This window comes from Pseudomonas sp. LjRoot71, from assembly GCF_964253255.1.
Lineage (GTDB): Bacteria > Pseudomonadota > Gammaproteobacteria > Pseudomonadales > Pseudomonadaceae > Aquipseudomonas.
In genome coordinates this window covers 2,715,113-2,741,621 of the sequence record NZ_CAXURA020000001.1, presented here as the reverse complement: position 1 = coordinate 2,741,621, position 26,509 = coordinate 2,715,113, and the positions used below count along the sequence as shown (strand labels likewise).

25 protein-coding genes are annotated in these 26,509 nt (G+C 61.1%); 9 read left to right on the top strand and 16 right to left on the bottom strand.

The annotated features are described in order from the left end of the window. Positions 1-34: 34 nt before the first annotated feature. The 4 genes from pilP to ACSQ17_RS12955 are packed head-to-tail and all read right to left on the bottom strand — an operon-like array spanning position 35 to position 2,812. Positions 35-559 (bottom strand): type 4a pilus biogenesis lipoprotein PilP, encoded by a 525-nt coding sequence (pilP, locus tag ACSQ17_RS12970; protein WP_436069110.1) that lies wholly within the window; start codon positions 557-559, stop codon positions 35-37. Beyond that, on the bottom strand, positions 556-1,179 hold the full coding sequence (gene pilO / locus ACSQ17_RS12965; RefSeq protein WP_436069108.1) for a type 4a pilus biogenesis protein PilO: 624 nt from the start codon (positions 1,177-1,179) through the stop codon (positions 556-558). Before pilO ends, pilP begins: the two co-directional genes overlap by 4 nt. Continuing rightward, a complete protein-coding gene (gene pilN / locus ACSQ17_RS12960; protein WP_436069106.1) occupies positions 1,176-1,748 on the bottom strand; it encodes a type 4a pilus biogenesis protein PilN in 573 nt (190 codons plus the stop codon). Before pilN ends, pilO begins: the two co-directional genes overlap by 4 nt. Further along, the gene (locus tag ACSQ17_RS12955) at positions 1,748-2,812 is read right to left on the bottom strand and encodes a pilus assembly protein PilM (protein WP_233683451.1); all 1,065 of its coding nucleotides are present in this window, start codon (positions 2,810-2,812) and stop codon (positions 1,748-1,750) included. Before ACSQ17_RS12955 ends, pilN begins: the two co-directional genes overlap by 1 nt. Before the next feature lie 184 nt (positions 2,813-2,996). Between ACSQ17_RS12955 and ACSQ17_RS12950 the strand changes: the two genes are divergently transcribed. After that, entirely contained in the window at positions 2,997-5,408 is a 2,412-nt protein-coding gene (locus ACSQ17_RS12950; protein ID WP_436070473.1) for a penicillin-binding protein 1A, read from the top strand. Positions 5,409-5,510: 102 nt separating this feature from the next. On the opposite strand, the gene ACSQ17_RS12945 is transcribed toward ACSQ17_RS12950, so the two are convergent. The 4 genes from ACSQ17_RS12945 to rpmE form a co-directional block, all read right to left on the bottom strand. Continuing rightward, positions 5,511-6,779 (bottom strand): malic enzyme-like NAD(P)-binding protein, encoded by a 1,269-nt coding sequence (locus tag ACSQ17_RS12945; RefSeq protein ID WP_436069104.1) that lies wholly within the window; start codon positions 6,777-6,779, stop codon positions 5,511-5,513. Between the two features lie 101 nt (positions 6,780-6,880). Next, positions 6,881-8,320, bottom strand: a complete 1,440-nt coding sequence (locus ACSQ17_RS12940; RefSeq protein ID WP_436069102.1) for a M48 family metalloprotease — start codon at positions 8,318-8,320, stop codon at positions 6,881-6,883. Then, positions 8,317-9,117, bottom strand: coding sequence for a thermonuclease family protein (locus ACSQ17_RS12935; protein ID WP_436069100.1), 801 nt, complete (start codon positions 9,115-9,117; stop codon positions 8,317-8,319). Before ACSQ17_RS12935 ends, ACSQ17_RS12940 begins: the two co-directional genes overlap by 4 nt. A 26-nt stretch (positions 9,118-9,143) precedes the next feature. Next, complete coding sequence (rpmE, locus tag ACSQ17_RS12930; protein WP_296216777.1) at positions 9,144-9,359, bottom strand: 50S ribosomal protein L31; 216 nt, start codon at positions 9,357-9,359, stop codon at positions 9,144-9,146. 155 nt (positions 9,360-9,514) lie between these two features. Between rpmE and ACSQ17_RS12925 the strand changes: the two genes are divergently transcribed. The 3 genes from ACSQ17_RS12925 to ACSQ17_RS12915 all read left to right on the top strand — a co-directional run bounded on the left by ACSQ17_RS12925 (position 9,515) and on the right by ACSQ17_RS12915 (position 14,635). Next, positions 9,515-11,734, top strand: coding sequence for a primosomal protein N' (locus ACSQ17_RS12925; RefSeq protein WP_436069097.1), 2,220 nt, complete (start codon positions 9,515-9,517; stop codon positions 11,732-11,734). Between the two features lie 225 nt (positions 11,735-11,959). After that, on the top strand, positions 11,960-13,339 hold the full coding sequence (gene dbpA, locus ACSQ17_RS12920) for an ATP-dependent RNA helicase DbpA (RefSeq protein ID WP_436069095.1): 1,380 nt from the start codon (positions 11,960-11,962) through the stop codon (positions 13,337-13,339). Positions 13,340-13,399: 60 nt separating this feature from the next. Next, on the top strand, positions 13,400-14,635 hold the full coding sequence (locus tag ACSQ17_RS12915; RefSeq protein ID WP_436069093.1) for a diguanylate cyclase domain-containing protein: 1,236 nt from the start codon (positions 13,400-13,402) through the stop codon (positions 14,633-14,635). 33 nt (positions 14,636-14,668) lie between these two features. On the opposite strand, the gene ACSQ17_RS12910 is transcribed toward ACSQ17_RS12915, so the two are convergent. Further along, positions 14,669-15,406 carry a substrate-binding periplasmic protein gene (locus ACSQ17_RS12910; protein WP_436069091.1) on the bottom strand — a complete coding sequence of 246 codons (738 nt, stop codon included), beginning with the start codon at positions 15,404-15,406 and terminating at the stop codon, positions 14,669-14,671. A 119-nt stretch (positions 15,407-15,525) separates the two neighbouring features. Here ACSQ17_RS12910 and ACSQ17_RS12905 point away from each other — a divergent pair, with 119 nt between their 5' ends. Next, complete coding sequence (locus ACSQ17_RS12905; RefSeq protein ID WP_233683442.1) at positions 15,526-16,710, top strand: NAD(P)/FAD-dependent oxidoreductase; 1,185 nt, start codon at positions 15,526-15,528, stop codon at positions 16,708-16,710. A 1-nt stretch (position 16,711) separates the two neighbouring features. On the opposite strand, the gene ACSQ17_RS12900 is transcribed toward ACSQ17_RS12905, so the two are convergent. Then, positions 16,712-17,488, bottom strand: a complete 777-nt coding sequence (locus tag ACSQ17_RS12900; RefSeq protein WP_436069088.1) for a substrate-binding periplasmic protein — start codon at positions 17,486-17,488, stop codon at positions 16,712-16,714. 172 nt (positions 17,489-17,660) lie between these two features. Between ACSQ17_RS12900 and yccS the strand changes: the two genes are divergently transcribed. Both yccS and ACSQ17_RS12890 read left to right on the top strand, forming a co-directional pair. Beyond that, positions 17,661-19,832 carry a YccS family putative transporter gene (gene yccS / locus ACSQ17_RS12895; RefSeq protein WP_436069086.1) on the top strand — a complete coding sequence of 724 codons (2,172 nt, stop codon included), beginning with the start codon at positions 17,661-17,663 and terminating at the stop codon, positions 19,830-19,832. Further along, complete coding sequence (locus ACSQ17_RS12890; protein ID WP_436069084.1) at positions 19,829-20,311, top strand: GreA/GreB family elongation factor; 483 nt, start codon at positions 19,829-19,831, stop codon at positions 20,309-20,311. Before yccS ends, ACSQ17_RS12890 begins: the two co-directional genes overlap by 4 nt. Here the strand turns inward: ACSQ17_RS12890 and ACSQ17_RS12885 are convergent. Continuing rightward, complete coding sequence (locus tag ACSQ17_RS12885; protein ID WP_436069082.1) at positions 20,308-21,084, bottom strand: substrate-binding periplasmic protein; 777 nt, start codon at positions 21,082-21,084, stop codon at positions 20,308-20,310. The two genes, ACSQ17_RS12890 and ACSQ17_RS12885, sit on opposite strands and share 4 nt — an antisense overlap. 169 nt (positions 21,085-21,253) lie before the next feature. Between ACSQ17_RS12885 and ACSQ17_RS12880 the strand changes: the two genes are divergently transcribed. Continuing rightward, complete coding sequence (locus tag ACSQ17_RS12880; protein ID WP_436069080.1) at positions 21,254-21,487, top strand: DUF2789 domain-containing protein; 234 nt, start codon at positions 21,254-21,256, stop codon at positions 21,485-21,487. Here the strand turns inward: ACSQ17_RS12880 and ACSQ17_RS12875 are convergent. From ACSQ17_RS12875 to ACSQ17_RS12865, 3 genes are all read right to left on the bottom strand, one after another. Beyond that, a complete protein-coding gene (locus ACSQ17_RS12875) occupies positions 21,470-21,994 on the bottom strand; it encodes a YgjP-like metallopeptidase domain-containing protein (RefSeq protein ID WP_436069078.1) in 525 nt (174 codons plus the stop codon). The genes ACSQ17_RS12880 and ACSQ17_RS12875 overlap by 18 nt on opposite strands. An 88-nt stretch (positions 21,995-22,082) precedes the next feature. Beyond that, positions 22,083-23,183, bottom strand: coding sequence for a PQQ-dependent sugar dehydrogenase (locus tag ACSQ17_RS12870; protein WP_436069076.1), 1,101 nt, complete (start codon positions 23,181-23,183; stop codon positions 22,083-22,085). Positions 23,184-23,214: 31 nt separating this feature from the next. After that, complete coding sequence (locus ACSQ17_RS12865; RefSeq protein ID WP_436069074.1) at positions 23,215-23,670, bottom strand: hypothetical protein; 456 nt, start codon at positions 23,668-23,670, stop codon at positions 23,215-23,217. A 178-nt stretch (positions 23,671-23,848) separates the two neighbouring features. Here ACSQ17_RS12865 and ACSQ17_RS12860 point away from each other — a divergent pair, with 178 nt between their 5' ends. Continuing rightward, positions 23,849-24,814 (top strand): alpha/beta hydrolase, encoded by a 966-nt coding sequence (locus tag ACSQ17_RS12860; RefSeq protein ID WP_436069072.1) that lies wholly within the window; start codon positions 23,849-23,851, stop codon positions 24,812-24,814. Here ACSQ17_RS12860 and ACSQ17_RS12855 read toward each other — a convergent pair. Then, positions 24,811-25,236, bottom strand: coding sequence for a hypothetical protein (locus ACSQ17_RS12855; RefSeq protein ID WP_436069070.1), 426 nt, complete (start codon positions 25,234-25,236; stop codon positions 24,811-24,813). The two genes, ACSQ17_RS12860 and ACSQ17_RS12855, sit on opposite strands and share 4 nt — an antisense overlap. 184 nt (positions 25,237-25,420) lie before the next feature. Beyond that, a complete protein-coding gene (fba, locus tag ACSQ17_RS12850) occupies positions 25,421-26,485 on the bottom strand; it encodes a class II fructose-bisphosphate aldolase (RefSeq protein WP_436069068.1) in 1,065 nt (354 codons plus the stop codon). Between the last annotated feature and the right edge of the window lie 24 nt (positions 26,486-26,509).

The window sequence follows — 26,509 nt, the reverse complement described above, 5'->3', positions numbered from 1 at the left end:
GGTTGTTCTTTTTCATATTTATTCCGCCCTAATTTCAAGAGCGCTCTTTAAGAGACAAAGTTCGCGGACGCTCTAACCAGCCACCCTCACCATCTGGAACAATCTCTACAACATCAATCTTGGACTCTTCGATAGCAAGTATGCGCCCATGATTGCGCCCCAAATAATCACCGACTTTCACACGATGAACACCACCTGCACCGTTAATTAGCGCAAAGGCTCCGGACTCGTTAGCAAGAGTACCAACCATAACGAAAGTTTCTATATTGAAGCCCTCGAGAAATTGTTTCGCGCGAGCCTCATCAGGCTTTATGTCTTTGCTTCCCTTCTGCTTTGTGGATACTTCTAGCTTTACAGGCGGCTGGAAAGGGCTTCGTAGCGACGCTGCGCTATATGCAAAACTTTCATAAGGCAGAAATTTCGGCAGCGGTTCGATCTCACCCTTAGGACGAGCGCGCACCTCATCCATATATCCCTGGAGATCAGAAAAATCCCCACCACTTCCACACCCCGCGAGGAGAGCCAAAGGTAAAAAAAAGCCTGCAAAAGAAACCTTCATGGCTGAACCCCTTTATCGTTATAACGATAAGTTTTAGCCAATATATTCATCCTAAGTTCCGACGAACTGTCGACACCTGCTGAAACTAAATTAAAATCATGCAGGGTTACAATTCTCGGCAGACTTGAAACACCACTAACAAAAGTCGCTAAATCATGGTATGAACCGACAACAGTAATCTGAATAGGCAGCTCTATATAAAATTGCTGGGCAACTTCCGGCAAAAGCTTGATTTCCTCAAACTCCAAACCACTACCTAAGCCTGTGCGAGTAATATCCTCCAGCAGGCCAGGAACTTCTGTGTCACTGGGCAGCTGCTTTAGAAGAGCGCCAAAAGAGACTTCCATTTCTTGCATCTGCTCTTTGTAGGCATCTAAATTGGCGGCCTGAAAAGCCTTACTCGAAAATTGCTCCTTTAGAGCGACCTCTTCAGCCTGCTTACTCTCCAGCTGACTTTGCAAGTCTTTCAGATGAAAGTTATAACCAAGAGCCAGGACTGCAACAAAGAGAATTACACCAGCTATAAACTTTACAACAGCCGGCCAGGAACCGACGTTATTAAAGTCAAGATCATTCAGATCAACCTTACGCAGACTTTCTAGGGAGTCATTAAGGCTCATTGCTTGCCCCCTTCAACAACCAAATCAGGCTGCGTTTGCTGAACTGTAAGTTGGAATACGTTAGCCTGATCAAGCGCACCTGCTGTAACAGATTTAACCTCTGTAAGGTTAGGTGCCGTTAGCCAGTCAGAGGCATCTAGGTTTCGCATCAAGTTAGAAACTCGATTGTTAGATTCCGCAGCACCGACAATTGCAATACTTTTACCGGTCATTTTCACGCCAGTAAAATACACCCCATCAGGAAGCGTCCTAACTAACTGATCGAAAACACGCCCGATAATTGGCCTATTACCTTGAAGGTCCTGAATAATCTTCATACGTTCAAGCAACTGCTGACGACGTGTTTTAAGCTCACTGATTTCTTTGATACGTGCATCTAAAACGGCAATCTCTTTGCGCACAAATTCATTTCGCGCATCTTGCTGCTCAATCGCACCACCGAGGTATTGATCCCCCAAGAAAACAGCACCCGCAGCAACAATAAAGACCCCAGCAAGCGTTACCAGAAACCGTTGTTTGCGCTCTTCGCGTAACTGTTCGCGCCAAGGGAGTAGGTTAATCCGCGCCATTAGTCAAAACTCCTCATCGCCAGACCGCAGGCAATCATCAAGGCTGGCGCATCGCTGGCGAGCGCTCCTGCGTTAACTTTGCCGCTCAGCGCCATTTCAGCGAAGGGGTTGGCCACCAATGTCTGGGTACCGATCTTCTGCTGAATCAGGCGATCAAGATCTGGAATTGACGCGGTACCACCCGCCAGCAGGATGTAATCCACATCATTGAACTGGCCAGCGGCAAAGAAGAATTGCAGCGAACGGGCAACCTGCTGCACGACCGCCTCTTTAAATGGCTGCAGCACTTCACTTTCGTAGTCGTCAGGCAGACCGCCCTGTTTCTTGGCCAGGCCGGCTTCTTCTACAGAAAGACCATAGCGGCGCTGAATCTCTTCGGTAAGTTGCTTGCCACCAAACAGCTGCTCGCGGGTATAGATGGTGCGGCCATTGTGCAGCACGCTCAGCGTGGTCATGGTGGCACCGATATCGACAACGGCGACGGTCAGCTCATCGCGACCACCGCCAAGCTGCTCGATCAACAAACCGTACGCACGCTCAAGGGCATAGGCCTCAACGTCAACAACCTTGGCAGTCAAACCGGCAAGCGCCAAAGCCGCTTCGCGCACTTCGACGTTTTCCTTGCGGCAGGCTGCAAGCAGCACTTCAACGCGATCAGCATTGCGCGGCGATGCACCTTGCACCTCAAAGTCGATTGCGACTTCTTCCAGCGGATAAGGGATGTACTGATCGGCTTCGATCTTCAGCTGGTTTTCCAACTCGTCGTCTGAAAGACCTGCTTCCATCTCGATGGTCTTGGTAATCACAGCTGAACCGGCAACCGCCACTGCGGCGGTTTTCACACCGCTTTTAGCTTTTGCCAGAACGCGCGAAAGGGCCTGCCCCACCCCTTCCAGTTCAGCGATGTTCTTTTCGACCACAGCATTAGGGGGGAGCGGCTCGACTGCGTAAGCCTCTACCTTGTAGCGGCTTCCGGAGCGGCTCAATTCGAGGAGCTTGACGGAGGTCGAACTGATATCGATCCCGAGTAGCGTATTCGCTTTCTTATTGAAGAGCCCTAGCACGACCGATTTCCTATTGGCATCCGCGACTTACGGACTATTTATGTTTTTTCACATTAAATAACAGTCTTGACAGAAGCGCAAATGGCTACCCAGCAAAAAAACCGCTTATAATGTGATCAGTTTTTCTCTTTTAACCTTGTGTTCGGCTTAACTCGTTCTTTTATCTGGAAATCCAAAAATCTTGATGCGTCTTTTGCGTTTTTTCTGCTGGTCCTGCCTCGCCGTTTTTTGTGGCTTGGTACTCAGTTTCAGCGGGGCCTTCCTCTATCTTAGCCCTAGCCTTCCATCCGTCGAATCTTTGCGCAGCATCCAGCTGCAGATCCCGCTGAGGGTCTACAGCAGTGATGCCAAGCTGATCGCCGAATTTGGCGAAATGCGCCGCTCGCCTATCGCCTTTGCCGATATCCCTCAGGACTTCATCAGCGCGTTGCTCGCTGCCGAAGACGACAACTTTGCCAACCATTATGGCGTTGACCTTACCAGCCTGATGCGCGCTGCAACGCAAATCGTGAAAAGCGGGCAGATCCAAACGGGCGGCAGCACCATCACCATGCAGGTAGCGAAGAACTTCTTCCTTACCAGTGAGCGAAGTTTCTCCCGCAAGATCAACGAGATACTTCTTGCGCTGCAAATTGAACGGGAACTCAGTAAGAACGAAATTCTTGAACTTTATGTGAACAAGATTTACCTGGGAAACCGTGCTTACGGTATCGAGGCAGCCGCTCAGGTTTATTACGGCAAGTCGATTCGTGACACTAGCCTGGCGCAGATGGCCATGATTGCTGGTCTACCCAAGGCGCCTTCGCGTTTCAATCCGCTGGTCAATCCAACCCGCGCACTTGAGCGCCGTGACTGGATTCTCGGGCGCATGTACAGCCTTGGCCGAATCGACAAGCAGCGCTACGACGAAGCCCTGGCAGAACCGATCAATGTCAGTTATCACGTTCCCGCCCCGGAACTGGTTGCGCCTTATATTGCCGAGATGGCCCGCGCCGAGATGGTCGGCCGCTATGGCAGCGAGGCCTATACCGAAGGTTTCAACGTCACCACTACGGTGCCCAGTGATCTGCAAATCGCTGCCAACAGCGCTGTGCGCGAAGGCTTGATTGCCTACGATCAGCGCCATGGCTACCGCGGCCCGGAAAGCCGTCTGCCGGGTATGACCAAGGAGAACTGGCTCAGCGAACTGAGTAAGCAGGTATCCCTTGGCGGCCTGGAGCCGGCTATCGTCACCAGCGTGGAAAAGAGCGGCATTCTGGTGCTGTTACGCAATGGCGAAGAACAGGCCGTGGCCTGGGACAGCATGAAATGGGCACGTCCCTTCCTCAATACTAATAGCCTCGGCCCACGTCCACAGCAGCCTGCGGACGTCAGCCAGATTGGCGACCTAATCCGCGTGCAGCGCCAGGAAGACGGCAGCCTGCGTTTTGTTCAGTTGCCCGCCGCACAGAGCGCACTGGTGTCGCTTGATCCGAACAATGGCGCCATTCGCGCTTTGGTCGGCGGCTTCTCCTTTGAGCAGAGCAACTACAACCGTGCGGCCCAGGCCAAACGCCAGCCAGGCTCGAGCTTCAAGCCCTTCGTCTACAGCGCGGCACTGGATAAGGGCTACACCGCCGCGACACTGGTGAACGATGCCCCGATCGTGTTTGCCGACGATGCGCTGTCGCAGGTCTGGCGACCGAAGAATGACAACAACACCTTCCTCGGCCCAATTCGCCTGCGCGAAGCGCTGTACCGCTCACGCAACCTGGTTTCGATTCGTCTGCTGCAGGATCTCGGCATTGACAGCACGCTGAGCTACATCGAGCGCTTCGGTTTTGAGCGCAAGGATCTGCCGCCCAACCTCTCCCTGGCCCTGGGTACCGCAAGCCTGACGCCAATGGAGATCGCCGAAGGCTGGAGCACCTTTGCTAATGGCGGCTACAAGGTCGAGCCCTACCTGATCGAGCGCATCGAAGACCGTAACGGTAAGCAGCTGTTCAACGCCAGCCCGGCACAAACCCCCGCTGGCATTGAACAGCGCGCCCAACAGAGCAACGCCGCACTGATCGTGGGCGATCAACCACTGCCCGCCGAACCGATCCAGGCCGAACAGATCATTGATGGCCGTACCGCCTACATCATGACCAGCATGCTGCAGGACGTGATCAAGCGCGGCACCGGCCGCCGTGCCATGGCCATGGGCCGTGATGACCTGGCAGGAAAAACCGGCACCACCAACGAATCCAAGGACAGCTGGTTCTCCGGTTACAACGCCGACTACATCACCACCGTCTGGGCCGGTTTCGATCAGCCGGAAAGTCTTGGCCGCAACGAATACGGTGGCACCGTGGCGCTGCCCATCTGGATGAGCTACATGGGCGCGGCCCTGAAGGACAAACCCAGCCATCTGCTGCCCGAGCCCGAAGGGCTGTTGACCCTGCGCGTTGACCCACACAGCGGACGCGCGGCGACACCGGATACACCGGACGCCTACTTTGAGCTGTTCAAGAGCGAAGATTCGCCACCGCCGATGGGAGAATTTGACCCTGGCATGAGCATCCCCGGTAGCCCACTGCCTGCAGACGAGGCCGCACCGCTCGATCTGTTCTAAGTCACCACCGCCATAGACGCATGTGCCGCTCGTCCCGAATGCTCAGACGAATAAGCACGCAATAAAAAACCCGCCGCGGCGGGTTTTTTATTGCTCGCAGGCTTAGCCGTTGAACACGTCGTTAACCGACTGCAGCGGGTAGTGCTTCGGATACGGCAAGGTCGCCACACCGCTCTCGATAGCCGCCTTGGCCACCGCATCACAAACCACGGTGATCAGGCGCGGGTCCATCGGCTTCGGAATGATGTACTCAGGGCCGAACGACAGGGCGATGCCACCATACGCGTCACAGACCTCCTGAGGCACGGGCAGCTTGGCCAGGTCACGCAGAGCCAGAGCGGCTGCAATCTTCATTTCTTCGTTGATGCGGGTCGCGCGAACGTCCAGCGCACCACGGAAGATGAACGGGAAGCCGAGCACGTTGTTGACCTGGTTCGGGTAGTCGGAACGACCGGTGGCCATGATCACATCGCTGCGCACTTCACGCGCCAGCTCCGGCTTGATTTCCGGGTCCGGGTTGGAGCAGGCGAACACGATCGGGTTGGCCGCCATGCGCTTGAGATCTTCAGGGGCCAGCAGATTGGCACCGGACAAACCGACAAACACATCGGCACCGTCCAGTGCATCGGACAGGGTGCGTTTGCTGGTTTCGCTGGCAAACACCGCCTTGTACTGGTTCAGATCGTCACGACCAGCGTGGATCACACCCTTGCGGTCGATCATATAAATGTTCTCGACCTTGGCACCCATGCTCACCAGCAGTTTCATGCAGGAGATGGCGGCAGCACCAGCACCCAGGCAGACGATCTTGGCGTCCGGCAGGGTCTTGCCGGCGATTTCCAGGGCGTTGAGCATGCCCGCTGCGGTCACGATGGCGGTGCCGTGCTGGTCATCGTGGAATACCGGAATGTCGCACTGTTCGATCAGCGTGCGCTCGATCTCAAAGCACTCGGGCGCCTTGATGTCTTCCAGGTTGATCCCACCAAAGGTGATCGAGATACGGCGAACGGTGTCGATAAATGCCTGCGGGCTTTCAGACTCGACTTCGATGTCGAATACATCGATGCCGGCAAAGCGCTTGAACAGCACACCCTTGCCTTCCATTACCGGCTTGGACGCCAGCGGACCGAGGTCGCCCAGGCCGAGAATCGCGGTACCGTCGGAAATAACTGCCACCAGGTTGCCTTTGCCGGTGTAGCGGTATGCCAGCTCCGGGTCACGCGCAATTTCGCGCACAGGCTCGGCAACACCGGGGCTGTAGGCCAGGGACAGGTCGCGTGCGGTTGCGGTTGGCTTGGTTAGCTCGACACTCAGCTTACCCGGACGGGGATTGGCGTGATATTCGAGAGCGGCTGTTTTCAAATCAGACATGGTGGCATTTCCGCTTGGGGGTGTTGAACAGGCAGGCGGCGAGGATACGCAAGTTGTATACAGCTGCACAAGACTGGCGAGTCCGGATACGCACGCAGGCCCTAGCGTACGACTTTGAGCCAGTCACCGGGGCGCGGCTGGCCGCTGGGGTAGAGGTTGTTGAGCAGGCGCAGCGCCTTCGCGGCATCCCCCGACAGAGGGCTGTCCTTGGCCAGACTTTCCAGGGTCTGGCCCGGCTTGACCTTGACCAATTGCAGCCGCTGCGGCTGCGCCTGCTTGTATTCGGCAGCGGTCATCGGACGAAAACTTTTGATCACGCTGAGAAACTGTGCGTCCTGGCTTTCCAGCGAGGCCTGCCCGCGCACCGCCGCAACGAACAGGTACGCCCGCGCGCCATGCTGGATCACCGCAATCCGCTTGGCGGCATTACCCGGCAGCACCGCGCTGTAACCCGTGAGGCCAGCCTGCTGTAACTCGACACCCGCCACCAGGCGTTGGCCGCCGACGCGCTGGCGCAGCAACTCAGCCGGTGCCAGCTTTTGCGGATTGTCTTCCAGAGTCATGGCGACAAATGCCTGCTGGTCGGCGGTGTGACCGATCAGTGCATCCGGGCGATTGAGCAGGTTCCAGCCCTGGGGAAAAGCCAGGGTGAAGTTCAGATCCGCATGGTAGAAGCGCTGACCACGGCGCACACCGGTTTCAGCCGAATCGCCAAAAGGCAGGCCTTCAAGGCGCTTGAGAAAGCCCTCGCGATTGACCTCCTGCTGACCGGTGGCCAGGGCACGTGCCGGGCCCAGCACCTGTTGCAGACGCCGTTCATTGTCCGGGTGAGTGTCGAACAAGCCGTGATAACCGCCCGTCGGCTGCGCTTCGCCGCGCTCGGCAGCCTGGTCACGGGCGAAGTCTTCCTGATTCTTCAATACCTTGACCACGGCGACCATGGCCTGCGGGTCATAGCCGCTACGTGCCAGGTACTGTGCACCGAGGCCGTCGGCCTCCAGCTCCATGTCGCGGCCATAGCCGCGAACAACGGCGCCACCGAGCACGCTGGTCACATCGGCAGCGGCGCCTACACCGGTACCAATCGCCACCGCCTGGCCCAGCAACCCCCAGGCAGTGGACTGGCTCTGCTGCTGCACGCTGTGCCGCGCGGTAACGTGACCTACTTCGTGACCGAGCACAGCAGCCAGTTCGGCCTCCGAACTGAGGTAGGCCAACAATCCGCGATGGATATAGATGTAGCCACCTGGCAAGGCAAAGGCGTTGATATCAGGGCTGTCCACCACCGTGAACTGATAAGCCAGTTGATTGCGGTGGCTGTTCTTCGCCACCCGCTCGCCAACCTGCTGCACATAGGCTTGCAGCTTCTCGTCGGCGTAACGCGGATTTTCCTTGAGTATCTGCTGGTTGTAGCGGCGCCCGAGGTCAAGCTCCTGCTGCTCGCTCATCATCACGAAATTATTGCGCCCGGTCGCCGGATTGACCGCACAGCCGGCCAGTTGCCCCAGCAGGACGAGTAGCAACAACGCACGCACGTTCATGGCAGCACCTCCAGCATGCTCTTGTCGCTCAACGGCAACATCCAGCGCGCCTGCCCGGCACGCAGGCCGCCGCGTTTCGCCCGGTCGACCACCCAGCCGCGCGCCTCAATCTGCTGCCCGGCAAGGCCTTGGACAGCGCGCAGGTCAAAATTGTCCACTGCACGCGGGGCGATGTGCAGCACCAGCGCATCCCCCATTTCCAGCCATACGCCACCACCATTGCGCTCGACACGCTGAACCCGGCCCTGCACCAAGGCAAATCCGCCACGGGCTATCTGGTTAGCCGCCTGCACCGGCGAACGCTGCCAAAGCCCGGCACGCGTCTCTCGTGCACGACGCTCGGCGGCTTGCTGGCACGCCACCAACGCCAAATTGGGCGCTACAGCCACCCGATAGCCCAGGCCTTCGGCGAGCAGCTGCGCTTCCAGATTGCGCCCCTGGCTGTCATAGGCGTGCGCCAAGGTGCGCCCGTAGTGATCCTTGGCTTGCCGGCCAAGCTGCAAGGCCACCTGCCCCTCACTGGCTGCTACCAGCGCCTGCAAGCGCTTGCGCGCGGCTTCGGCAAACGGCTCGGCGGAACGGCCCTGGCGGCCCAGCTCGGGGCTGTTGATGCCCATCAGACGTACACTGCGTCCGTCAGCCAGACGCAGGGTGTCTCCGTCAATCACGCGCTGCACCTTGACGCTGGGCAGCTTGCCCGGCGCTGGGCAGAACGCCAGCGCGGCCTCGTAATAAAAGCCGAAAACGAAAAAGGCGCCCACAAGGGACGCCTTTTTCAGTAGCGATGTGCAACCCATGTGGGTCTGCGTCGCTGCGCGCAAGCTTACTGCTTGGCGCCGAACATGCCGAAGCGCTGCTTGAAGCGATCAACACGGCCGCCGGTATCCAGCATTTTCTGCTTGCCGGTGTAGAACGGGTGGCACTCGTTGCACACGTCCAGGCTCAGTGCTTTGCCCAGGGTGGAGCGAGTTTCGATCACGTTGCCACAGCTGCAGGTGGCGGTGATGGCTACATAGTTCGGGTGGATATCGGCTTTCATGTTGATTCCTCAGGGCTGTCGTGCCGCCACCAGACACTATTGTCGGGTACCGCACGGAAATAGGCCGGCGATAATACCAGAGCACCGCAGCGACGCAAGGCCGGCTGTCGTTTGCCTGCGTGCTAAGATCGCGCCCTTGCCACTGGAGCCTCTGCGTGCCCGACGTGATTCTGCGCCTCGCCCTGCCCTCGCCGCTGCGCCGCCTGTTCGATTACCGTGCCCCGCCCGGTGTGCCGCGCGGCGCCTTGCAGCCGGGGGCGCGGCTGCGGGTGCCGTTTGGCCGACGCGAGATGATCGGCATATTGATCGAAGTCACAGAGCACAGCGACGTGCCGGCCGACAAGCTCAAGCCGGCGCTGCAACTACTCGATGCCCAGTCGCCCTTGCCGCCCGCGCTGTTCAAGCTCTGTGTGTGGACCGCCCAGTATTACCAGCACAGCCTCGGCGACACCCTCAGTTGGGCGCTGCCAGTACTGCTGCGTCAGGGTGAACCGGCCGAGGCGCGCCAGGAGCGCTTCTGGTCAGTGAGCGACGGCGCGCAACTCGATGACCCACGCCTGAGCCGCGCACCACGCCAGCGCGACGCGCTGCGTACCCTCGCCCAGCACCCCCACGGGGTCGCCCACCAGTTGTTGAGCAAACTGCAACTGAACAAGGACAGCCTCGACCTGCTGCTGGAGAAAGGCCTGGTACGGGTTGAAGTGCGTCGCCATGCACCGAGCAAACGCCACGCCAACTGGCTGGCGCAACCGGAGCTGCCACTGAACGCCGAACAACGCGCGGCCAGCGAGGCGATCCGCTCAGGGTTCGGCAGCTTCAACGCCTTTCTCCTCGCCGGGGTGACCGGCAGCGGCAAGACCGAGGTCTACCTGCAACTGATTCGCGAAACCCTGGAAGCCGGCAAACAGGCTCTGGTGCTGATCCCCGAGATCAACCTCGGCCCGCAAACCCTGGCGCGCTTCGAACAGCGCTTCAATGCGCGCATCGCCCTGCTGCACTCGGCGGTGAATGACCGCGAACGCCTGGACGCCTGGCTGGCCGCGCGCGACGGCGAGGCCGATATCATCATCGGCACCCGCTCGGCACTGTTCACTCCGATGCAGAACCCCGGGCTGATCATCATCGACGAGGAACACGACGCCTCCTATAAACAGCAGGAAGGCCTGCGCTATCACGCACGTGACCTGGCTGTGGTGCGCGCCCGCCAGGAGAACATCCCGATCGTGCTGGGTTCGGCCACGCCTTCACTGGAGAGCCTGCACAACGCTCACAACGGCCGCTACGCCCTGCTGCACCTGCGCGAACGCGCCGGCGGCGCCAAACAACCGCGGTTTTTACGCCTGGATGTGAAAAGCCGACCGCTGGATTCCGGAATCTCCGGCCCCATGCAACAGGCCATCGCCCAAACCTTACAAGCCGGCCAGCAAGTATTGGTGTTCCTCAACCGCCGCGGCTTCGCCCCGACTCTGCTCTGTCACGACTGCGGCTGGCTGTCCGAATGTCCGCGCTGTGATGCGCGGATGACCGTGCACCAGCGCTCGCGCGAGCTGCGCTGCCATCACTGCGGGCATGTCGAACGCCAGCCGAGCAACTGCCCGAAGTGCAACACCGTCGATCTGCGCCCGGTCGGTGCAGGCACCGAACGCGCCGAAGAACGCCTGGAGATTCTCTTCCCCGACGTGCCGGTATTGCGTGTCGACCGCGACAGCACCTCGCGCAAAGAAGCCATGACCACCCTGTTCAACACCGTGCAGCGCGGCGAGCCGTGCATCCTGGTCGGCACGCAGATGCTCGCCAAAGGTCACCACTTCCCGCGCGTAACCCTGGTGGCGATTCTCGATGCCGATGGCGGGTTGTTCTCGGCGGATTTTCGCGCCAGCGAGCGCATGGCTCAGCTGATCGTGCAGGTCGCCGGGCGCGCCGGACGTGCCGAAGAGCCGGGCAAGGTGATTATCCAGAGCCACTTGGCCGACCACCCTTTATTGGTGCAGCTGACCGAACAGGGCTATTTCGCCTTCGCCGAACAGGCCCTCAGTGAGCGCCGCAGCGCTGGCCTGCCGCCGTTCTGCCACCTCGCCCTGCTGCGCGCCGAAGCGCACAAACCCGGCCAGGCCGAAGGTTTTCTCGACAATGCCTGCACGGAAGCCGAACTGCTGCTCGGCGAGTTGGCACTCAGCGGCATCGAACTGCTCGGGCCGATTCCCTCGCCGATGGAGCGCCGCGCCGGCCGCTACCGTGCCCAGTTGCTGATCCAGGCCAATGCCCGCGCCCCGCTGCACCGTCTGCTCAATAGCTGGATGCTGGCTCTGGAACAGATGCCTAGCGGCCGCGCGGTGCGTTGGTCGCTGGACGTCGACCCCATCGATCTGTTCTAGGGCCTGCCGAAATTTTGTAGGGTGCGCTATGCGCACCGCCAGGTGGTGTAACACTGCGGTGCGCACAGCGCACCCTACCCGGAGCGGTCCTTGCCAAAGCCCGCAGTCATGCCCGCCCCTCCAAAAAGCGCATATCCAGCTCGGGCGGGCGAGCCGACCGTTAGAGCCGAGCCATCGCGCCCAGCCTGTTACACTGCACGCCATTTCGTTTAGCAGGCCTGCACCGTGACTCAAACCGCTTTCTCTTCTCTGCCGCTTTCCGCCGCCATGCTGGCCAACCTCGAGTCCCTCGGTTACGCCGAGATGACCCCGATTCAGGCGCAGAGCCTGCCTGTCATGCTCAAGGGCATGGACCTGATTGCTCAGGCCAAGACCGGCAGCGGCAAGACCGCCGCTTTTGGCATCGGCCTGCTCAACCCGCTCAACCCACGCTATTTTGGCTGCCAGGCGCTGGTGCTTTGCCCGACCCGCGAGTTGGCCGATCAGGTGGCCAAGGAGCTGCGTCGCCTGGCGCGCTCGGCAGACAACATCAAGATTCTCACCCTGTGCGGCGGTGTGCCGTTCGGCCCGCAGATCGGCTCGCTGGAACACGGCGCGCAGATCATCGTCGGCACCCCGGGGCGCATCCAGCAGCACCTGAGCAAGGGCACACTGAAGCTCGACGGTCTGAACACCCTGGTGCTCGATGAAGCCGATCGCATGCTCGACATGGGCTTTTACGACAGCATCGCCGACATCATCGGGCAGACCCCGAGCCGCCGGCAGACCCTGCTGTTCTCCGCCACCTACCCGGCCGGGATCAAGCAACTGGCCGCGGCCTTTATGCGCGACCCGCAGCAGGTCAAGGCCGAGGCCCTGCACGACGACACGCAGATCGAACAGCGCTTCTACGAAATCGCCCCGGAAGAGCGCCTGGACGCCGTGGTCAAGCTGCTCAACAGCTTCCGCCCGCAGTCCTGCGTGGCCTTCTGTTTTACCAAGCAGCAGTGCCAGGACGTGGTCGACCATCTGACCGCCAAAGGCATCTCGGCCGCTGCGCTACATGGCGACCTGGAGCAACGCGACCGTGATCAGGTGCTGGCGATGTTCGCCAACCGCAGCCTGTCGGTGCTGGTGGCCACCGATGTGGCCGCACGCGGCCTGGATATCGATGCGCTGGACATGGTGATCAACGTCGAACTGGCGCGCGACTCGGAAATTCATATTCACCGAGTCGGCCGCACCGGACGTGCCGGTGAAAAGGGCCTGGCCGTGAGTCTGGTCGCACCAGCCGAAGGCCATCGCGCCCAGGCCATCGAAACTCTGCAAAAGTCGCCGCTCAACTGGCATCCGCTGAGCAGCCTGAAACACCAGGGCGGCGCGCCGTTGCAGCCATCGATGATCACCCTGTGCATCGGCGCCGGACGCAAGGACAAACTGCGCCCCGGCGATATTCTCGGTGCCCTGACGGGCGCGGCGGGCATTCCTGGCGCGCAGGTCGGCAAAATCGCGATCTTCGACTTCCAGGCTTACGTTGCGGTTGAACGCAGCGTGGCCATGCAGGCACTCAAGTGCCTCAGTGAAGGCAAAATCAAGGGCCGCTCGCTGCGCATTCGTACCCTATAGTTGCCGCATGAGCTAAACAGACGGCTGCGGTGACGTGGCCAGCGACAGAGGAGTAGCCCCTTGCGCAATATCCTGGTGATCGAAGACAGCCCACTGGTGCTGAAGATTCTCGAACATCTGTTTCGCAAGGAGACGGGCTTCCAGCCGATCTTCTGCGCCTCCATGGGCGAGGCCCAGGTGATGCTGGAAACCTCGGCGGAGCTGTTCTTCGCCGCCATCGTCGACCTCAACCTGCCGGACGCCCCGGACGGTGAAATTGTCGACGTGGTGATGAGTTACCACCTGCCCTGCATCGTCCTCAGCGGCACCTATAACGAACAGCGCCGCGACCAGATGCTGCTCAAGGGCGTGGTCGACTACGTACTCAAGGAAAGCCAGCACTCCTACGAATACGCCTTCCGCCTGCTGCACCGCCTGGAAAGCAACAGCGCCGTGAAGATCCTGATCGCCGAGGACTCCGAGGCCACCCGCCACTACATCCGCCATGTGCTGACCCCGCATCGCTACCAGATTCTCGAAGCCTGCGATGGTGACGAAGCCCTGCGCCTGCTCAAGGAGCAGCCGGATATCGACCTGCTGGTGGTCGACCACAGCATGCCGGGACTGAGTGGTTTTGATCTGGTCAAGCTGCTGCGGCAGAAGATGAAACGCCACGAGCTGATCATTCTCGGCCTGTCTGCCGACACCAAGGGCTCGCTCAGCGCCAAGTTTATCAAGCACGGTGCCGATGACTTCCTGCGCAAGCCCTTCTGCCCGGAAGAGCTCAACTGCCGGGTGATGTCGACCCTGGAGCGCCGCGACCTGCTGCGCGCCCTGAAACAAGCCGCGCAGTTCGACGCCCTCACCGGGCTGAACAACCGCCGGGCGTTCTACGAGCACGGCCAGCAACTGTTCCAACAGGCACGCTCGGGCGGCCGCGACCACAGCGTGGCAATGCTCGATCTGGATTTCTTCAAACGGATCAACGACGAGCACGGCCACGCCAGCGGTGACGCCGCCCTGATCGCCTTTGCCCGGGCATTTTCCGCGGTATTCCCCGATGCTCTACTCGGCCGTCTGGGCGGTGAAGAGTTCGCCATGGTCAGCCAGCAGGACGCCGCCACCCTCAGCGACGCCCTCGACCAGTTGCGCAGCTACTGCGCCAGCCTGAAATACGCCGTTGGTGCACCGCCGCTGTCGTTCAGCGCCGGCATCTACCACGGTGCCCCGGACGACCTGGAAAGCCTGCTGCACCAGGCTGATCTGCGTCTGTATCAGGCCAAGAGCCAGGGCCGTGGGCGCAACTGCTGGCAGTGACCAGCGCTGGCTAAGGATGCAGCAGCGAAAACTCTAGAGCCCATGACGCAGAAAGATCTGCGCATAACTGCCATCGGCGCGCATGTCCTCAATCGCCTTGTTGAAGGCATCGGCAATCTGCCGGTGCTGCGGGTGTTTACGGCTGATCAAAATATGCAGGCCGTTCTCACTTAACGGCTGCGGCAGAAACTCCAGCTGATCACGAATCCCAGCCAGGCTACGGCTCAGGTGAAAGCGCGCCACCAGCTCATCCTCCAGGGTCAGTTGCACCCGCCGCGCATGCAGCATGCGCGCACCGACCTCAAAACCGACCATCCCGACCTTGCTCAGCCGGCTGTCCTGATCGAACTCGCTGGAATAGGCATAACCGCGCACCACGGCAATGCTGTAGGGATAAAGGTCCGGCAACTGGGTAAATTTGATCTGGCTGCCCTTGCGCTGCAGAAAACGGATACGGTTGATCAGATAAGGCTGCGAGTAATGACCAAAGACGGCCCGCTCATCGGTGTACCAGGCGTTGATCAGCACATCGTAGGTGTCCTGCTGCAACCCGCGCACCGCACGCTCCCACGGCACCTGGGCATAGCTAGTGGTGTAGCCGGCACGAGTCAGCGCCGTGGCCACCAGGTCAGAAGCCACGCCATTATTCAGCAGCGTCTGATCATTAAACGGCGGCCAGGGGTCAGCCACCAGCCGCAGGGCTTGCGCAGCATTGCCATGCAAGGGCAGCAGGAGCACCCACAACAGCAGGCAAAAACGCGTTCCATTCATCAATGGCGGTCCAGAAATCACAGAGTGCTAAGCCTAGTCGATCACCGGCCCAGGCACACCTCATAAGCCATCAGTTAAGATGCGCGCTGTTTTGGCCGTCGCAGGTTGAGGAAATTGCAGTGCTGACACCCCAAGTCGTGATTATCGGAGCCGGTGCTGCCGGGCTTATGTGCGCGCTGACGGCGGCGGCGCGCGGGCGCCAGGTGCTGTTGCTCGATCACGCCAACAAGGCCGGCAAGAAGATCCTGATGTCCGGTGGCGGGCGCTGCAATTTCACCAATATGTACTGCGAGCCGAGCAACTTTCTCTCGGAAAACCCGCACTTCTGCAAATCCGCCCTGGCGCGCTATACCCAGTGGGACTTTATCGGCCTGGTGGCCAAGCATGGCGTGCCCTACCACGAGAAGAAGCTCGGCCAGCTGTTCTGTGACAACAAGGCCAGCGACATCCTCGGCCTGCTGCTCAGCGAGTGTGACGAAGCCGGCGTAACGCTGCGCCTGGACACCTCGGTGGGCGAGATCAGCAAACTGGACAACGGCTACCAGCTGCACACCAGCGCCGGCGTGGTGCGCTGCGAGTCGCTGGTAATCGCCACCGGCGGCCTGTCGATTCCGACACTCGGCGCGACCGGCTTCGGCTATCAGGTGGCCAAGCAGTTCGGCCATAACCTGCTGCCAACCCGCGCCGGTCTGGTGCCGTTTACCCTCACCGACCCACAACTCAAGGCGCTGTGCAGCGAACTGTCCGGCACCTCGGTGGAAGACTGTGTGGTGAGCTGCAACGGGCAGAGCTTCAAGGAAAATATCCTGTTCACCCACCGCGGCCTGAGTGGCCCGGCAATCCTGCAGATTTCCTCGTTCTGGCAACCGGGCCAAGCCATCAGCATCAACCTGTTGCCGCATATCGACCTGCCCGAGTGGCTGGAACAGCAACAGCGCGAACGCCCCAACAGCGAGTTGAAAACCCTGCTGGCCGAGCTGTTTACCAAGAAAATGGCCGGCCTGCTGGCGGACAACTGGTTCGCCTCCAAACCGCTGAAGCAGTACACCCACGCCGAACTCAAGGCGATTGCCGAGCAGCTCGGTGACTGGCAACTGGTGCCGGCCGGCACCGAGGGTTATCGCACCGCCGAGGTGACATTGGGCGGCGTGGACACCCGAGAGGTGTCATCGAAAACCATGGAGTCGCTGAAATCGCCTGGGCTGTATTTTGTCGGCGAAGTGCTGGATGTCACCGGTCACTTGGGCGGCTTCAACTTCCAGTGGGCCTGGGCCTCGGGCTACGCCGCCGCACAGTTTGTCTGAATCAAGGGGCCGGGGCCGGCTCAAGCGGTGGCAGCGGCTCGCCCGGTAACCACTTGTGATGAATAGCGGCAAAGCTGCCGTCCTGCTTCATCGCGTTCAACTCGCGCTGCCAACGGCTGATCAGCGCATCATCGGTCTGTTGAGAAAAGGCGATATAGCTGTCGCTGTGCATGTAGTTGAACAGCAGCTGCACCTCGTCGGCCTGGATATCGCCCTGGGCCAGCAGCGCATTGATGCTCAGGTTGTCCAGCACCATCAGCTTTACCCGCCCCCGCTTGAGCATGCTGACCACCTGCGCCGGCCCGGTAACCGGGGTCAGGTTGCTGAAGCCGTCGGCCAACAGGCGCTGGTGGCTGTACCAATCGCGCGGCACGGCTATCTCACCGTACTCACGGGCTTCCTCAGCGCGGCTGATCGAGAGAAAGGAGCGGCGCAGGGCGTAGAAACTGGTGACGTTGCGGGTAACCGGCCCGACCCACTTGAACAGGTGCTCACGCTCACGGGTGCGCATGGCCACAAACAGTCCGGTGTTGGCGCGGGTCAGGGCCTCCTGATAACCACGCGCCCAGGGCACCACGCTGATCGGCGCATTCTGCCCGGTGCGGCGCATGATTTCTTTCACCACCTCGGTGGCCAGACCAGCCGGCTCGCCGTTCTGACTGAAATTGATCGGCGGGTACTCTTCGGTAAACAGCCGTAACGGCTCGGCCGTCAACGGTGCGCACAGCAGACTGGCGAACAGCAACGGGAGCAACGCACGCAACGAGGTGAACAGCACGGCAGATGCCTCACGCAAACAGCGAATGATTTCAGCGTAGCTGCCATGCGGATTCGTACCACGCGCGCAAGCCCGGCAACCGATAAATAAGCATGAAACGCCTGCGATGGCTGCCAACTCGGCACAGACTCCGTTAGGCTGCTACCTGTTTACGCTTGCTCAAGGCCGGGCCATGCCATCGCGCTCATTACCTTATTCGCTACGCCGCCTCTGGGCTCAGGATAAATTCAGCTACAGCCTGCGGGTGTTTATCGCCCTCAGCGGCGCGCTGCTGTTGTGCTGGTCGCAGGGCTGGATGCATGCATTGATTCCGCTGTTTCTCGGGGTGATCGCCAGCGCCCTGGCGGAAACCGACGACAGTTGGCAGGGCCGCCTGGGAGCGCTGCTGGTCACCCTCGGCTGCTTTAGCGTCGCCGCTTATGCGGTGGAGTTTCTCTTCCCCTATCCCTGGCTGTTTGTCTGCGCCCTGGCGCTGTCCAGTTTTGCCCTGACCATGCTCGGCGCACTCGGCGAACGCTACGCCACGCTCGGCGCAGCCACGCTGATTCTCGCGGTGTACAGCATGATCGGCGTGGAGCAGCGCGGCGGTGCGGCGGGCCTGTGGCAGGAGCCTCTGCTGCTGGTGGCCGGTGCGGCCTGGTACGGCGTACTGTCGGTGCTGTGGAATGCGCTGTTTGCCAACCAGCCGGTGCAGCACAGCCTGGCGCGGCTGTTTCGCGAGCTGGGACGCTACCTCAAGCTCAAGGCCGCACTGTTCGAACCGCTGCGCCAACTGGATGTGGAAGAACGCCGCCTGGCCCTGGCCAAGCAGAACGGCAAAGTGGTGGCGGCACTCAACGCAGCCAAAGAGATCATCCTGCACCGGGTCGGCAATGGCCGGCCGGGACCGAAGGTCAGCCGTTACCTGAAACTGTACTTTCTCGCTCAGGACATTCACGAGCGCGCCAGCTCCTCGCATTACCCCTACAACGAGCTGGCCGAGGCGTTCTTCCACAGCGACGTGCTGTTCCGCTGCCAACGCCTGCTGCGCCTGCATGGCGAAGCCTGTCAGCGCCTGGCCCAGGCCATCGAGCTGCGCCAGCCGTTCGAGTACCGCGAGCTGTGCCACCAGGCACTGACCGACCTGCACGACTCGCTCGAACACCTGCGCATGCAGAGCAACCCAGCCTGGCGTCACCTGCTGCGCTCACTCGGTGCGCTGGCCGGCAACCTGCGCAGCCTGGATGCGCTGCTGGGCAATGCCAGCAACCCCGATGCCCTCGCCGAAGAACAAGACAGCAGCCTGCTCGACCGCGAACCGCAGTCGCTCAAGGACGTCTGGGAACGCCTGCGCCTGCAACTGACGCCCACCTCGCTGCTGTTTCGCCACGCCCTGCGCCTGTCCATCGCCCTGGCCGCCGGCTATGGCGTACTGCACTGGATTCACCCGGCGCAAGGCTACTGGATCCTGCTGACCACGCTGTTCGTCTGCCAGCCGAACTACGGTGCGACCCGACTCAAGCTGGTGCAGCGCATCAGCGGCACCGTACTTGGCCTGCTGATCGGCTGGGCGCTGTTCGACCTGTTCCCCAGCCCGCTGATACAGGCGCTGTTCGCGGTGGTCGCCGGGGTGGCGTTCTTCGCCCTGCGCAGCACGCGCTACACCCTGGCCACGGCTGCCATCACCCTGCTGGTGCTGTTCTGCTTCAACCAGGTCGGCGACGGTTACGGGCTGTTTATTCCGCGCCTGGTCGACACGCTGCTCGGCAGCCTGATCGCCGGCCTGGCCGTGCTGCTGATCCTGCCGGACTGGCAGGGCCGCCGCCTCAACCGCCTGCTGGCCAATACTCTGAGCTGCAACAGCCGCTACCTGCAACAGATCATTGCCCAATACACCAGCGGCAAGCGCGACGACCTGGCCTATCGCCTGGCCCGGCGCAACGCGCACAACGCCGATGCCACACTCTCGACCACCCTGGGCAATATGCTGATGGAGCCGGGGCATTTTCGTAAGGAAGCGGATATTGGCTTCCGCTTTCTGGTGCTCTCCCACACCCTGTTGAGCTACCTTTCGGGCCTTGGCGCACACCGCGGTGAAACCAGCCTGAGTGGCAGCGACAACCCGCTGCTGGCCAGCGCCAGCCAGTTGGCCGCCAGCCTGGAAGAGATTGCCAGCTGCCTCAGCGATGAGCGCCCGGTAGCCATCCACAGTGACGCCGAAGAGCAGCTGGCCCGTGAGCTGGAAACACTCAGCGATGACCTGGATGACCAACAACGACTGGTGCAAACCCAACTGGCGCTGATCTGCCGCCAACTGGGGCCACTGCGCACCCTGGCCGCGCACCTACTGAAGAAGCAAACATGAACAAAGCCCAGCTGCTACAACAGGTAATCGCCCGCCTCGAAGATGACCTGTTGAAGGCCCAACAGGCGGCACTGACCGCCTACGAAGCGGCGACCCATGAAGAAAATATCGCCGAAAACAAATACGACACCCTGGGTCTGGAAGCCTCTTATCTGGCCACCGGACAGGCCCGCCGCGCCGCCGCCATTCGCCAGACGCTGGCCAACTGGAAGCAGCTGGTGCTGCGTAGCTTTGACCCACAACTGGGCATTCAACTCGGCGCGTTGGTTGAGCTAAACGACGAGCAAGAGCGCCGCCAGTGCCTGTTCCTCGGCCCGGACGGCGCAGCGATGAAGCTGCAGCAGGATGGCCAGGCCGTGCAGGTGATCGGCCCGCAGGCACCGCTGGGACAAAGCCTGCTCGGCAAACAGATTGGCGACGAAGTGACCCTGCGTCTGGCCAGTGGCGTGCAACTGTTGGGAATAGTGCGCGTCGTCTAAGGAATTTCCACCTGCCAGTCGGCAGCCAACTGCGCCAACCGACCTTGTTCGGTCATCTGCTGCAGCGCCCGGTCGAACTGCTCACGCAAAGACCGGTAACGCTCATCGCGGGGAAAGGCAAAGTAGCCGTCCTGCAGGTCGATCGGCGTTTCTAGTTGTTCGAGTTTGTCAGCCAGCCCCAATGCTAGAAGCGCCGGCTGAGTATTACGCTGATTACTGGCCAGAAGCTCCAGGCGGCCGGCAGCGAGCATCTTCAAGCCATTCTCAACCTGTTCCACGGTGACCAATTCGAGCTGCTCACGCCGGCTGTCGAAACCCGCGCCATAGAACCAGGCACGCACTACGCCAATGCGCCGACCAAGCAACTGCTGATAGTCGCCGTCCCAGCGCAACACGCCGCCGCGCGGGCGGTAAAAAACGATGTGGTCGCGGTAGAAGGGCTGTGCGGAGAACACTAAGAGCTGCTCACGCGCAGCGTTCTTGTAAGGCCCGATAAGGATGTCGGCCTCCCCGCGGGCCACCATGTGCTGCGCACGGGCCCAGGGATACAACTCGAAGCGCACCTGATAGCCCAACGGCTCCAGCGCCTGGCGCAATACACTGGTGGCGAGGCCGCTATAGCTGCTGCCGTGCTGCTCAAATACGCCGGGAAAGTTACTGCCTACAGCCAAAAGTTCGCGCGCCGCCAGGGGCGGGATCAGCAGCACACAGCAAAATGCCAGCGACAGCCTGCGCAGAAAGTTCAAACACATGGAGACAGTGGCCTCAGCCATGGAGTGGCGGTATCTGCCAGCCTAGCAGGTCAGCCCCGATGCACGCCACAATACCCAGGCCCGCTCGGCAAAACACCTGCATACAGCGGTTCGAGTGCCTGCCTGTCGATAAAGCTGCTATCACTTGATAGTCAGCCTATTCCTTCGCCATCCAACCTCAGGAGCCCCCATGCAAGCACATACCCACAGCCTGCCGTCACTGTTCAAACAACTTGGCCTGGATCATGACCAGGCCAGCATCGAGCGTTTTATCAAACAGCACTCGCCCTTGCCGGAGAGTTGCCAACTGGCCGACGCGCCCTTCTGGGACAAGGCGCAGGCCGACTTTCTCCGGCAACAGCTGTTGGCCGACGCCGAATGGGCCGAAGTGGTGGATCAGCTCAATCTACTGCTGCGGGGCTGACAACTCGCCTGCCGTACCCGGCAGCTCGCGCCAGGTCAGGTACACCCGCAAATCGAACTCCAACTGGTGATAGCCGGGCAGCATGTACTCGCAGAGTTTGTAGAAGGCCTTGTTGTGCTCGGCCTCTTTGAGGTGCGCCAGCTCGTGCACCACGATCATCTGCAGAAACTCCGGCGCGGCATCCTTGAACAATGAGGCCACGCGAATTTCCTTCTTCGCCTTGAGCTTGCCGCCCTGCACCCGGGAGATTGCCGTGTGCAGGCCGAGGGCACGGTGGGTCAGGTCCAGACGATTGTCGTAGAGCACCTTGTCGACGGCCGGGGCATTGCGCAAATGCTCCTGCTTGAGCCCCTGGATATAGGCGTACAGCGCCTTGTCGCTCTGAATCCCGTGCTTGCCGCTGTAAGAGCGCGCCAGGTAGTCGCCCAGGCGCTGCTCGGCAATCAGCTGGCGAATCTTGTCTTGCAGCTGGGCCGGGTAGCCTTGCAGGTATTTAAGCGGGGTCATGGTCGAAGCAGCACGGGCACAGTAAGGCCGTGGATTATGCCGCAAGCCGCACGCGTCAGGGTGCGGCGTTCAAGGTCATTCGGCAGAGCTACTGCTTCGGCAGCACACGCAGCAGCCGTCCCTCGGCGCTGTCAGTCAGCAGGTACAACGCACCGTCCGGGCCGCTGCGGACATCGCGGATGCGCTCACCCAGCTCTGCAAACAGCACTTCCTGCTCGGCCGGCTTGCCGTCTTGCAGGCGAATGCGGCGCACGCTGCGTTCGGCCAGGGTCGAGGCAAACAGGTCGCCCTGCCATTCGGGGAACAGCGCGCCGCGGTACTGGGTCAGGCTCGACGGTGCCACCGAAGGCGTCCAGTGCAGCAAGGGTTGCTGCAGACCCGGCAGCTCGGTGTACGGCGAAATCTGCGCGCCGGTGTAGTCGATGCCGTAGGTGATCAGTGGCCAGCCGTAGTTATTGCCGGGTTGGATCAGGTTCAGCTCGTCACCACCACGCGGGCCATGTTCATGGCTGTACAGGCGTTGCGACTCGGCGTCATAGACGATGCCCTGCACGTTGCGGTGGCCCAGGCTGTAGATCTCTGCCGCCGCGCCGGCCTGGCCCACCAGCGGGTTGTCCTTGGGAATACTGCCGTCACGGTTGAGGCGCACGATCTTGCCGAGGTGGTTGCTCGGGTCCTGCGCTTGCTCACGCCAGTCGAAGCCATCGCCCAGGGTCAGCACCAGGCTGTTATCCGGCAGCCAGGCCATGCGCCCGCCGTAATGCGCGGCACCGGACTTGGCCGGCTGCGCGCTGAACAGCACCTGCACGTCCTGCAGCTGACCATCGACCAGCCGCGCCTTGCTCAGGCGGGTGTTGTTGGCCTGAGAAGTACCGTAGGCATAGCTCAGGTAGAGCTGCTGATTGCTGGCAAAGTCAGGGTCGAGCAGCACGTCCATCAGCCCCGCCTGGGCTGCAACAAGGCCCTCGGGTACACCACCGACCGGCTGCGGATTCAGGCTGCCGTCCGGCTCGATGATGCGCAGGCGACCGACTCGCTCGGTCACCAGCATCCGCCCATCCGGTAAAAAAGCCATGGACCAAGGATGTTCCAGGCCTTCAGTCACGGTTTCGATGCGGTAATCCATGGCGCTGGCCAGGCTGCTGCCAAGCAAACCAAGCAACAGCAGGGCACGGGAAATATTCAGCATGGCACGGGCCTTATGGTCAAAGTGGAAGGAGTCAGGCGTGAACAGCCGGCGCGCGCCGCGCCAGTCGGGCGAACAACAGCGCCCCCAGGCTGCCGCAGGCCATCAGGCCGAGGGTGCCAGCCAGGCTGCGGTTCGCGCCGATCAAGGTTGGCATCGGCAACAGCGCATTGGCCAATGCCATTGCCGCCAGCACCGCCAGTGCGCCAGCCAGGGCAAACAACAGCCAGCGCCCAGCGGGCCAACTGCGCGTCAGCAGGCTGGCGCTAGGCAAGGCAAAGACGAAACCGAGCAGCACCAGCACCGCGAAAGTCGGGCTGAAACCAAGCAGATCCAGGCCGGTGGTGTGCAGCCTCACGCTCAGCGACATCGGCGCGCCGAGGGCTTGCAGGTTGGCCAGGTTGAACTGGGTCTGCAACACGCTGCCCAGCGCGCTCGCCAGCAGCACGGCCAGTAAAAAGTACAACAGGGTACGGAGTTTGCTTGGCATGCGGGCGAGTATCCGGAAACAAGGGTGCGCCGAGTATGGACCAGCCTGCACGCCCGCAGATAGTCGGTGTTTTACATGGTTTTTCCACGCACACGGATGGGCGATGGCAGCAGGCACCGCGCTGTAGCAGAATGGTGACAGCCATCCTGCTGACAACAACTCACACAAGAACCGCACGATGAAAAAAGCCCTGTCCCTTGGTGCGCTGAGCCTCGCACTGCTTGTTGTGGCATTTAGCCTCGGTCCCGTACCGCCCGTCGACACGCAACTGACGCCTGCCCAGCTGCCCGCCGACCTTGAGCGCTACCTGAGCGAAAGCGAAGCGCGCCACGCGGATATCACGCCCGGCGCGGAAAAAACCATCGTCTGGGCGCATCCGGATAAGCGCCAGACCGACCTGGCGATCATCTACCTGCATGGTTACTCGGCCACTCGCCAGGAAACCGCACCGCTCAGCGACCGACTGGCACAGCAGCTAGGCGCCAACCTGTTCTACACCCGCCTCACCGGTCACGGCCGTAGCGAGGCCGCGATGGCCGAGGCCAGCGTGCACGACTGGTTGCAGGACAGTCAGGAGGCTCTGCAGATCGGTCAGCGCTTAGGCAAACAGGTGCTGGTGATCGGCACCTCCACTGGCGCCACCCTGGCCACCTGGCTGGCCTTGCAGGGCGATAACCCGCAGGTGCTGGCCTACGTCATGGTGTCGCCGAATTTTGCCCCCAAAGACCCGGCCGCCACCGTACTGACCTGGCCCTGGGCCACGCACTTCGTCCCTCTGTTGCTAGGCTCGGAACATCAATGGCAGCCGCGTAACGCCGAGCAAGCGCGCTACTGGAGTCACCGCTACCCGACACAGGCGCTGCTGCCGATGATGGCGCTGGTGAAATACGTGCGTGATCAACCGCTGGAGCAGGTCAAAACACCGATTCTTACACTCTATTCACAGGACGATCAGGTGGTCAGCGCCCCCGCCATCGAAGCCGCCTTTGCCCGCTTCGGCTCGCCGCACAAACAGCTGATTGCCCTCAAGGACACCCAGGATCCCTCGCACCATGTACTCGCTGGCGACATCCTCTCACCGCAGGACACGCCACGGGTGCAGGCGGCAATTCTGGCGTTTCTCGCCGGCCTGCCGCCGCGTTAGTCGATACGGCACGCCGCCGTACTGAAGGCGCAGGGTTGGTCCGCCAGGTAGCTGCGGTAAATTTGCAGTAGCTGTTCAACCGGCAGGCGACAGGTCTGTGCCCGGCACTGCGCATTGAAGGCAAAGGTGCTCTGCTCGGCCTCGGCCAGGCGGATGTAGATGGCCGGCCAGTCGCTGAGTGGTGCACCGGCCGGAGTAAACAGCAAGCGCCCATCGCGCTGCACCAGCGGCGCACCGGCTGCTGCGTAGTCGTAGACGAACAGCAGGGTACGCGAGACCTTGGTGGTGCACTCGGCACGGCTATCACAGTGCTGCGGATCGCTTGCCACAGGCACGGGCGCAGCCGACTCAGGCACCGGCGGCTGGCTTACGCAGCCGGCCAACGCTGTCAGTACGACAAACAGCACGATAAACCTCGTCATAGATCCCTCCCGGATAACAAAAAGCCCCGCATCGGCGGGGCTCTAGGTACAAATTACGCACGATCTTGCGAGCTAGAGTCCTGCAAGGCAAAAACAGGCGAGGAAGCGGAGTGTACTGTTGTACATGAGCATTCCGAGCCTGTTTTTAACGCAGCAGGGCCGACGCGCAGCTGATCGTCTGGAGTTAGTTGACCTTGGCGGCCAACTCACCCTTGGCATAACGCTGGAACATGCCTTCCAGGGAGATCGGCTTGATCTTCGAGGCGTTGCCGGCGGTGCCGAAGGCTTCGTAGCGGGCGATGCAGATGTCACGCATGGCGGTCACGGTGGCGCCGAAGAATTTGCGCGGGTCGAACTCGCTCGGGTTGGTGGCCATCAGGCGGCGCATGGCACCGGTGGAAGCCAGACGCAGGTCGGTGTCGATGTTGACCTTGCGCACGCCGTATTTGATGCCTTCGACGATTTCTTCGACCGGTACACCATAGGTCTCTTTGATGTCGCCGCCGTACTGGTTGATGATCGCCAGCCACTCCTGCGGTACCGAGGAGGAGCCGTGCATCACCAGGTGGGTGTTGGGGATGCGCGCGTGGATCGCCTTGATGCGATCGATGGCGAGGATGTCGCCGGTAGGCGGCTTGGTGAACTTGTAGGCACCATGGCTGGTGCCGATGGCGATGGCCAGGGCATCGACCTGGGTGCGCTTGACGAAATCGGCCGCTTCTTCCGGGTCGGTCAGCATCTGGCTGTGATCCAGAACGCCTTCGGCGCCTACGCCGTCTTCTTCACCGGCCATACCGGTTTCCAGGCTACCCAGGCAACCCAGCTCACCTTCCACGGACACGCCGCAGGCGTGGGCGAAGGCTACGGTCTGCTGGGTGACGCGGACGTTGTAGTCGTAGTCGGCCGGAGTCTTGCCGTCTTCTTTCAGCGAGCCGTCCATCATCACCGAGCTGAAGCCCAGCTGGATCGAACGCTGGCAAACGTCCGGGCTGGTGCCGTGGTCCTGGTGCATGCACACCGGGATATGCGGGAATTCTTCGATGGCGGCCAGAATCAGGTGGCGCAGGAACGGCGCGCCGGCGTATTTGCGGGCACCGGCGGACGCCTGGACGATCACCGGGGAATCGGTCTTGTCGGCCGCTTCCATGATCGCGCGCATCTGCTCGAGGTTGTTAACGTTGAAGGCCGGCACGCCGTAGCCGAATTCGGCGGCGTGGTCGAGCATCTGGCGCATGCTGATAAGTGCCATGGTGTTCTGTCTCCCGGTGGGGTT

Coding starts and splice junctions, on each gene's coding strand:
- ACSQ17_RS12945 (WP_436069104.1), bottom strand. CDS start 6,779: ATGTCTGATTTGAAAACAGCCGCTCTCGAATATCACGCCAATCCCCGT.
- ACSQ17_RS12910 (WP_436069091.1), bottom strand. CDS start 15,406: ATGAATGGAACGCGTTTTTGCCTGCTGTTGTGGGTGCTCCTGCTGCCC.
- ACSQ17_RS12870 (WP_436069076.1), bottom strand. CDS start 23,183: ATGCTGAATATTTCCCGTGCCCTGCTGTTGCTTGGTTTGCTTGGCAGC.
- fba (WP_436069068.1), bottom strand. CDS start 26,485: ATGGCACTTATCAGCATGCGCCAGATGCTCGACCACGCCGCCGAATTC.
- pilN (WP_436069106.1), bottom strand. CDS start 1,748: ATGGCGCGGATTAACCTACTCCCTTGGCGCGAACAGTTACGCGAAGAG.
- ACSQ17_RS12855 (WP_436069070.1), bottom strand. CDS start 25,236: ATGACGAGGTTTATCGTGCTGTTTGTCGTACTGACAGCGTTGGCCGGC.
- ACSQ17_RS12860 (WP_436069072.1), top strand. CDS start 23,849: ATGAAAAAAGCCCTGTCCCTTGGTGCGCTGAGCCTCGCACTGCTTGTT.
- pilO (WP_436069108.1), bottom strand. CDS start 1,179: ATGAGCCTTAATGACTCCCTAGAAAGTCTGCGTAAGGTTGATCTGAAT.
- yccS (WP_436069086.1), top strand. CDS start 17,661: ATGCCATCGCGCTCATTACCTTATTCGCTACGCCGCCTCTGGGCTCAG.
- ACSQ17_RS12885 (WP_436069082.1), bottom strand. CDS start 21,084: ATGGCTGAGGCCACTGTCTCCATGTGTTTGAACTTTCTGCGCAGGCTG.
- ACSQ17_RS12875 (WP_436069078.1), bottom strand. CDS start 21,994: ATGACCCCGCTTAAATACCTGCAAGGCTACCCGGCCCAGCTGCAAGAC.
- rpmE (WP_296216777.1), bottom strand. CDS start 9,359: ATGAAAGCCGATATCCACCCGAACTATGTAGCCATCACCGCCACCTGC.
- ACSQ17_RS12940 (WP_436069102.1), bottom strand. CDS start 8,320: ATGAACGTGCGTGCGTTGTTGCTACTCGTCCTGCTGGGGCAACTGGCC.
- ACSQ17_RS12880 (WP_436069080.1), top strand. CDS start 21,254: ATGCAAGCACATACCCACAGCCTGCCGTCACTGTTCAAACAACTTGGC.
- pilP (WP_436069110.1), bottom strand. CDS start 559: ATGAAGGTTTCTTTTGCAGGCTTTTTTTTACCTTTGGCTCTCCTCGCG.
- ACSQ17_RS12890 (WP_436069084.1), top strand. CDS start 19,829: ATGAACAAAGCCCAGCTGCTACAACAGGTAATCGCCCGCCTCGAAGAT.
- ACSQ17_RS12865 (WP_436069074.1), bottom strand. CDS start 23,670: ATGCCAAGCAAACTCCGTACCCTGTTGTACTTTTTACTGGCCGTGCTG.
- ACSQ17_RS12935 (WP_436069100.1), bottom strand. CDS start 9,117: ATGGGTTGCACATCGCTACTGAAAAAGGCGTCCCTTGTGGGCGCCTTT.
- ACSQ17_RS12950 (WP_436070473.1), top strand. CDS start 2,997: ATGCGTCTTTTGCGTTTTTTCTGCTGGTCCTGCCTCGCCGTTTTTTGT.